This window comes from Arenimonas sp., assembly GCF_019459675.1.
In the GTDB taxonomy this organism is placed as follows: Bacteria; Pseudomonadota; Gammaproteobacteria; order Xanthomonadales; family Xanthomonadaceae; genus Arenimonas.
Window position 1 is genome coordinate 1 of sequence record NZ_JAIBFH010000256.1, and the last position, 6,902, is coordinate 6,902.

A 6,902-nucleotide genomic window follows, 5' to 3' on the forward strand; every position below is an offset into this window, starting at 1 on the left:
GGGGGCCCGGGGGGGCGCAAACACGCGCTCACTTAACGCGGCGCTCCAGCGGCCGCCGCCGCCACCGCCGCCCCCACCACCGCCGGACGAGCCCCCGCCACCGCCGCCCGAACTTGATCCGGGCGGCGTGGATGACGACGAGATTTCCCGCGTCAACGCATTGCCCAAACACGAGCCCATGCTCGCCAGGCCCATCGCTCCTATCGGGCCGCGACCGTGGTACCAGCTCGGCGAGGCGTCACGCACCGACGATTCGCCGACCGCACGAATGAACTTGACGGTCCAGGCCTTTTCCACTTCCAACGCCATCGCGTAAGGCAGCAGCGCCTCGTAGCGCCCCGCGTCCAGCGCCGGCTCGGCGCCCGCGGCCACCGGCCCCTGGAGTGACTTGAGTTCGTCGCGCTCGGCCACGCCCAGGTACATGCGCAGGCCTTCGATCTCGTCCAGGCGCTTGCGCCCTTCCCGGGTGGGCGCCTTGAGCAGGAAGGCGAAGGCGACATGCGCCGCCAGCGCAGCGGCAGCCAGCACCAGCAGGGCCAGAACGCCGGTGCCGCCGGCCACCATCCCCGCCACTATGCCCACCGCCACTGACAACACCAGCCCCACCAACAGGCTGCCGCCGTTGGCGATGAAGTAGCGCGGCTTCAGCTTCTTGGTCATCGCCAGCATGTGGCCCAGGATCGCGCCGCTGACGCGCGAGGCTTCGGTGTTCTTGAGCACGATCTCGTCGCCTGCGGCGAACAGCTTTTCCGCCAGCGCGCGCTGGCTGTCGCCCAATGCCGCCGCGTCGGCGCGCGGCACGCGCACCAGGCGCCAACCGTCGGCCTTGCTGCTGCCGCCCTCGTGGATGTGCAGGTAGCCGTGCACCGCCATGTCCACCACGTCCGAGGCGAAGCACAGATGGTCGTGGCCCATGCGTCGCAGCATGCGCATCTCGCCGGGCGTGAAGCCTTCGGGCGGGACGTACAGCGGGAAGATGGGGCCGGCCTGCGGATCCCTTCCGTGCAGGTGCCAGCGCCAGGCATAGAAGCCGACCAGCGCCATCAGCCCCGCCAGCCCGATCAGCACACCGCCGTTGTCGCGCAGGAACCAGGCCCAGCGCTGCATCCGGCTGGGCTGGGTGACCAGGCCTTTCGGAAAGCCCACCACCACCGTCAGCCCCTGCTGCGGTCCCAGCCCGGCGGTGGTGCGGAACGTGGCAACGCCGTCGGACGGCGCCGCCATATCGAAGGCCTTGCCTTTCTCCCCGTCGGCACCGGTGTAGCCGTCCAGCCGCATCTGCACCCTGGGCACCGCCGCAGGCAGCTGCACGCGCGCCGTCGCCTGCTCGATCGGGAAATCCCAGCCCAGCCCGGTGACGTTCCAGTAAATCTCGTCATGCTCGTCGAAGAACCCCAGCTGGCGCGTTGTCCGGTAGCGAAGCGTGAACGTGATGTCGGAAGGCACCGGAAGGTAGTCGTCGCTGCCGGTGTTGATGCGCACGCCGTTGGGCCGGGCTTCGGTGAAATACGGTTCAGGGCGACCGTTGCGCTCTACGCCCAGCAGTTCGAAATCAACCACCATGCGGTTGCCTAAGCGGTCCCTGTAGCGGGTGGGGAAGTCACGATAGATGCCGCGGCGGATCTGGTTGCCCTCGGCCCGCACCCGGATGGTCTCGACCACGTCCAGGCTGCCGTCGGCACGGACGCTGAGCTCGCTGTCGTAGCTGAGGATGCGCTCCTGCGCCGCCGCAGGCGCCAGCCAGGACAGACACGCCAGCACGACGACCAGCAGGCGCCCGGTCACGCGCCCAGCTCCAGCTTCGGGGCCACGGCGGCGTCGTCGCCGGCCCGGAAGAACTCGGCGGCGTTAAAGCCCAGCGCACGCGCCACCAGCAGGTCGGGAAAGCGCTGCACGCCGTCGTTGAGCCCGCGCACCGCACCGTTGTAGAACCGCCGCGCGTACTGCAGGTGGTCCTCGACGTCCACCAGGTCGCGCTGCAGCGCCAGGAAATTCTCGCTGGCCTTGAGCTCGGGATAGGCCTCCTTGATGATCAACAGCCGGGCCACGTCGCTTTCAAGGGCCTGTTCCAGGCCCGCCAGCCGCGCCGGCGAGGTCGTGGCCATCGCCTGGGACCGCAGCTGGGTAACCCGCTCGAGCACCGCATGCTCGTGGCCGGCGTAGGCACGCACCGCTTCCACCAGGCGCGGCACCAGGTCGTGGCGGCGCATCAGCTGCACGTCGATATCACTCCAGCCGGCCTTTACCTGGTTGCGCAGCCGCACCAGGCGGTTGAAGGCGAAAATGCCCCAGCCCATCAAGGCCAGGAAAAGCAAACCAAAGACCAGGGTCATGGCGGATCCAGGGGCGGTGGATGGCCTGATTATCCACATCCGGCGGTCCCGGAGGGCGGCGCTGGTATATTCGACGACGATCCGCACAGCCCACCACACTTTCCACGGATGCCGGCCCGATGACCCAGACCACCCCGACAAAGCGCAGCGCGATGGACCGTTTCCTGACCATCGTCGAACGCGGCGGCAATGCCCTGCCCCACCCGGCCACGCTGTTCGCGCTGCTGGCGCTGGGCGTGGTGATCGCCTCGTGGCTGGCCTCGATGGCGGGCCTGAGCGTGGCGCATCCGTCCACCGGCGAAATAGTCACTCCGGTGAACCTGCTGAGCATCGAGGGCCTGCACCGGATCCTGACCCAAACCGTCACCAACTTCACCGGCTTCGCCCCACTGGGCGTGGTGCTGGTGGCCCTGATCGGCATCGGCGTGGCCGAACACAGCGGCCTGATCGGCGCTTCGCTGCGGCTGTTGGTGCTGGCCGCGCCGAAGCACCTGCTCACGCCGGTGCTGGTGTTCGCCGGCGTGATGTCGAACATGGCCAGCGAGATTGGCTACGTGCTGCTGGTGCCGTTGGGCGCGCTGATCTTCATTTCGGCCGGGCGGCACCCCATCCTGGGCATGGCGGCGGTGTTCGCCGGCGTGTCGGGCGGCTATTCGGCCAACCTGCTGATTGGCACCATCGACCCGTTGCTGTCGGGCCTGTCGCAAGAGGCCGCGCGCATCGTCGATCCAAACTATACGGTCAGCCCGCTGGCGAACTGGTACTTCATGATCGCCTCCACGCCGGTGATCACGCTGCTGGGCTGGTTCGTGACGGAACGAATCGTCGGGCCGCGCTTCCCCGACAGCGAGGTCCCGCCGTTGACCCTGGCCGCCGACGCCAAGCCCGACGACCAGCGCCTTAGCCCCGCCGAGAAGCGCGGCATGCGCTATGCCACCTGGACGGTGCTTGCTTTCTCCGCGCTGGTGTTCTGGGGTGGCTATCCCGCCGCCGGCGCCAGCTTCGAGCTTTTTGGAAGCGTCTGGCAGCTGCCCGCCATCCCTGGCTCCGGCTTCCTGCTCGATGAGCGCCAGGATGTGTTGCGCTCGCCGCTGCTCAGCGGCGTGGTTGTCATCATCTTCCTTTACGGCTTGCTTGCCGGTATCGCCTTCGGCGTGGGAGCCGGCACCATCAAGTCGGACAACGACGTGCTCAAGGGAATGGCCGCCAGCATGAGCACGCTCGGCGGCTATCTCGTGTTGGTGTTCTTCGCCGCCCAGTTCGTGTCGTATTTCAACTGGACCCAGCTAGGCCTGATCTTCGCGGTGGAGGGCGCGGATGCGCTCAAGTCCCTGGGCCTGCCCACCATCCCGCTGTTCATCTGCTTCATCCTGCTCACCGCGGTGGTGAACCTGTTCATGGGCTCGGCGTCGGCCAAATGGGCGCTGATGGCGCCGGTGTTCATCCCGATGTTCATGCTGCTGGGCTATTCGCCCGAGATGACCCAGGTGGCCTATCGCGTCGGCGACAGCGTCACCAACATCATCTCGCCGATGATGAGCTACTTCGCCCTGATCATCGCCTTCTTCCAGCGCTACGAGCCCAAGGCCGGCATCGGCACCCTGGTTTCCACCATGCTGCCCTACTCCGTCGTTTTCCTGATCGGCTGGAGCGCCATGTTCGGCATCTGGATCTGGCTGGAGCTGCCGATTGGTCCCGACTCGCCGCTGCAGTACCTGCCGGCGGCGCCCCCGGCCGGCTGAGCCATGTCGCGCTGGCGTCCGCCTTCGGAGGCGTCCACGGCCATCATTACGCGCGCGGGCTTCGATCGCCTGCGCGCCGAGCTCGACGACCTCTGGCGCGTACGCCGGCCCGAGGTGGTGAAGGCGCTGGCCGCCGCCGCGGCGGAAGGCGACCGCAGCGAGAACGCCGAGTACACCTACCGCAAGAAGCAGCTGGGCGAGATAGACCGCCGCGTGCGCTACCTCACCAAGCGCATCGAGGCGCTGAAGGTCGCGGAAGGTGCACCGACCGACCGCGGCGCCATCTTCTTCGGCGCCGTCTTCGAGATCGAGGATGCCCACAGCGGCGACAGCGCCCGCTACCGCATCGTGGGCCCGGACGAAACCGACGCCAAGGCCGGCTGGATCAGCATTGACTCACCGCTGGCCCGCGCCGCCCTGCGCAAGCGCGTGGACGATGAGTTCGAGGTGGTGCTGCCCACGGGAATCGTGCGGTTCGCGGTGGTGGCCGTGAGCTACGGGTAGGCCAGCGGCAGAGCCGCGGCGGCGGGCCATTCCCGGCCATTACCGGTAGCCCGATGCCTGCAGCTCGAACAGCTCCGCATAGCGCCCCCGCTGGGCCAGCAGCTCCTCGTGGGTGCCCTGGGCCTCCAGCTGGCCCTGCTCGAGCACCAGAATCCGGTCGGCCATGCGCACGCTGGAGAAGCGGTGCGAAATGAGCACGGCGGTCTTGCCGGCGCTGAGCTCCTTGAAGCGCTGGAACACTTCGAACTCCGAGCGCGCGTCCAGCGCCGCCGTGGGTTCGTCCAGGATCAGCAGCTGGGCGTCGCGCATGTAGGCCCGGGCGATGGCCACCTTCTGCCATTCGCCGCCCGACAGGTCCACGCCGTTCTTGAAGCGCTTGCCGATGACCTGGTCGTAGCCCTTGGGCAGCTTGGCGATCACCTCGTCGGCCAGGCTGCGGCGAGCGGCCTCGACGATGCGCTGGCGGTCATGCCGCGCCTCGATCTGGCCGACCGCGATGTTCTCGGCCGCAGTGAGGTGGTAGCGCACGAAGTCCTGGAAGATCACGCCGATGTTCTGGCGCAGCACGTCCAGGTCGTAGTCGCGCAGGTCGTGGCCGTCGAGCAGGATGCGGCCTTCGTCGGGGTCGTACAGGCGCGCCAGCAGCTTCACCAGCGTGGTCTTGCCGGCGCCGTTCTCGCCCACCAGGGCCAGCACTTCGCCGGCCTGCAGCGTGAAGGAGAGGTTGCGCACCGCCCAGCGCTCGGCGCCCGGGTAGCGGAAGCCCACGCCTTCGAACACGAAGCCTTCGCGCACCGGCGACGGAAACGGCCGCGGCGCGGCCGGCGAAGTGATCTCGGGTTCGATCTCGAAGAAGGAGAACAGGTCGTCCAGGTACAGCGCCTGCCCCGCCACCTGCGAGAACCCCACCAGCAGGCCCTCCAGCAGCTGCCGAAGGCGGCGGAAGCTGCCGGCCAGGAAGGTCAGGTCGCCGATGGTGAATTCACCGCGCACCGTGCGCCAGGCGATGTAGGCATAGGCCACGTAATAGCCCAGCGTGCCCAGCGCGGTGAGCACGCTGCCCCAGCCCGCCCGGCGGATGGCCAGGCTGCGGTTGGCCAGATAGAACTTCTGCGACAGCTCCCGGAAGCGCCCGATCAGGAACCCGTGCAGCCCGAAGATCTTCACTTCCTTGGCCGTCTCGACGCTGGCGCCGGTCTGGCGGATGTACTCGAGCTCGCGCCGCTCGGGCGTCCAGGAGAAGTTGAGCGAGTAATTGAGCGCGTTGAAGTGGGCCTCGCCGAGGAAAGCCGGCACCAGCGCCACCGCCAGCAGCAGGATCAGCCAAGGCGCGTACAGCACCAGGCCGGCGGCGAAGGCGATGATGGTCACGGTGTCCTGCGCCTGCCCGAACAGCTGGCTCATCAGGGTCATGCGGCCCATGGTCTGGCGGCGGGCGCGGTCCAGGCGGTCCTGCAGTTCGCTGTCCTCGAAGTCTTCCAGGTCCAGCGTGGCCGCGTGCTCCATCAGACGCACGCTGGTGGCGTTGGTGAACAGCTCCGACAGCAGCTGGTCGAACAGCGACACCAGCCGTCCCAGCACGTCCGACAGCACCGCCAGGCCGAACTCGATGGCCAGCAGCCACAGCAGCGGCGTGAGCAGGCCGCTGTCCCACCATTCGCGCATGCTCGACAGCCCGGCGCCCAGGCCCACCAGGCGCAGCGCTTCATCGATGATCAGCTTGCCGACGTACAGCATCACCACCGGCAGCAGCGCCCGCACCAGGCGCAGAGACAGCGTGGCCAGCGTCAGCGGCCGGCTGGTGGCCCAGATCTGGCCCAGGAAGGGCTTGAGGTTGCGCAGCGCGTCGAAGCGTTCACGCACGCTGGGCTTGCTGCGCTTGGGTGGCTTGGCGGCCGCGTCGGGGGCAGGCGTCATCGGCGGTCCAGGAGACTGTCTCCCCCGAAGACTAACCCGGTGCGCCGACGCCGGGCGTGAGCCGCAGGCTCAGTCTTCGTCGTCGGGGCCCACCAGGCCGAACAGGTCGTGTTCGTCGCTGCCCATGATGCGCACTTCGCAGAAGTCGCCGGGCTTGAGGCCCGCGGCGGCGCCGTCCTGGATCTGCACCAGGCCGTCGATCTCCGGCGCGTCGGCCTTGGATCGGCCAATGGCCAGTTCGCCGTCGATCTCGTCAATGATCACCGTCTGCACCGTGCCGACCTTGCGCTCGAGCTTCTCGGCGCTGATCTGCGCCTGCAGCTCCATGAAGCGCCCCAGGCGCTCCTGCTTCACTTCTTCGGGCACGGCGTCGGGCAGGGCGTTGGCGCGCGCGCCGTCCACCGGC

General features: G+C 68.3%; 5 protein-coding genes and 1 pseudogene. 2 read left to right on the forward strand and 4 right to left on the reverse strand.

The window, feature by feature from the left end:
* The coding region (locus K0M70_RS08565) for a DUF2207 domain-containing protein (RefSeq protein WP_290781383.1) at positions 1 to 1,785 on the reverse strand (1,785 nt) is incomplete at its 3' end.
* Entirely contained in the window at positions 1,782 to 2,333 is a 552-nt protein-coding gene (locus tag K0M70_RS08570; RefSeq protein WP_290781384.1) for a LemA family protein, read from the reverse strand. The genes K0M70_RS08570 and K0M70_RS08565, both read right to left, overlap by 4 nt.
* Before the next feature lie 119 nt (positions 2,334 to 2,452).
* Here K0M70_RS08570 and K0M70_RS08575 point away from each other — a divergent pair, with 119 nt between their 5' ends.
* Entirely contained in the window at positions 2,453 to 4,075 is a 1,623-nt protein-coding gene (locus K0M70_RS08575) for an AbgT family transporter (RefSeq protein WP_290781385.1), read from the forward strand.
* A 3-nt stretch (positions 4,076 to 4,078) separates the two neighbouring features.
* Entirely contained in the window at positions 4,079 to 4,579 is a 501-nt protein-coding gene (greB, locus tag K0M70_RS08580; RefSeq protein WP_290781386.1) for a transcription elongation factor GreB, read from the forward strand.
* Between the two features lie 39 nt (positions 4,580 to 4,618).
* Here greB and K0M70_RS08585 read toward each other — a convergent pair whose 3' ends face one another.
* Positions 4,619 to 6,496 (reverse strand): ABC transporter ATP-binding protein, encoded by a 1,878-nt coding sequence (locus K0M70_RS08585; protein WP_290781387.1) that lies wholly within the window; start codon positions 6,494 to 6,496, stop codon positions 4,619 to 4,621.
* A gap of 69 nt (positions 6,497 to 6,565) precedes the next feature.
* Positions 6,566 to 6,902, reverse strand: a pseudogene (gene rimO / locus K0M70_RS08590) (30S ribosomal protein S12 methylthiotransferase RimO); the annotation flags it as partial.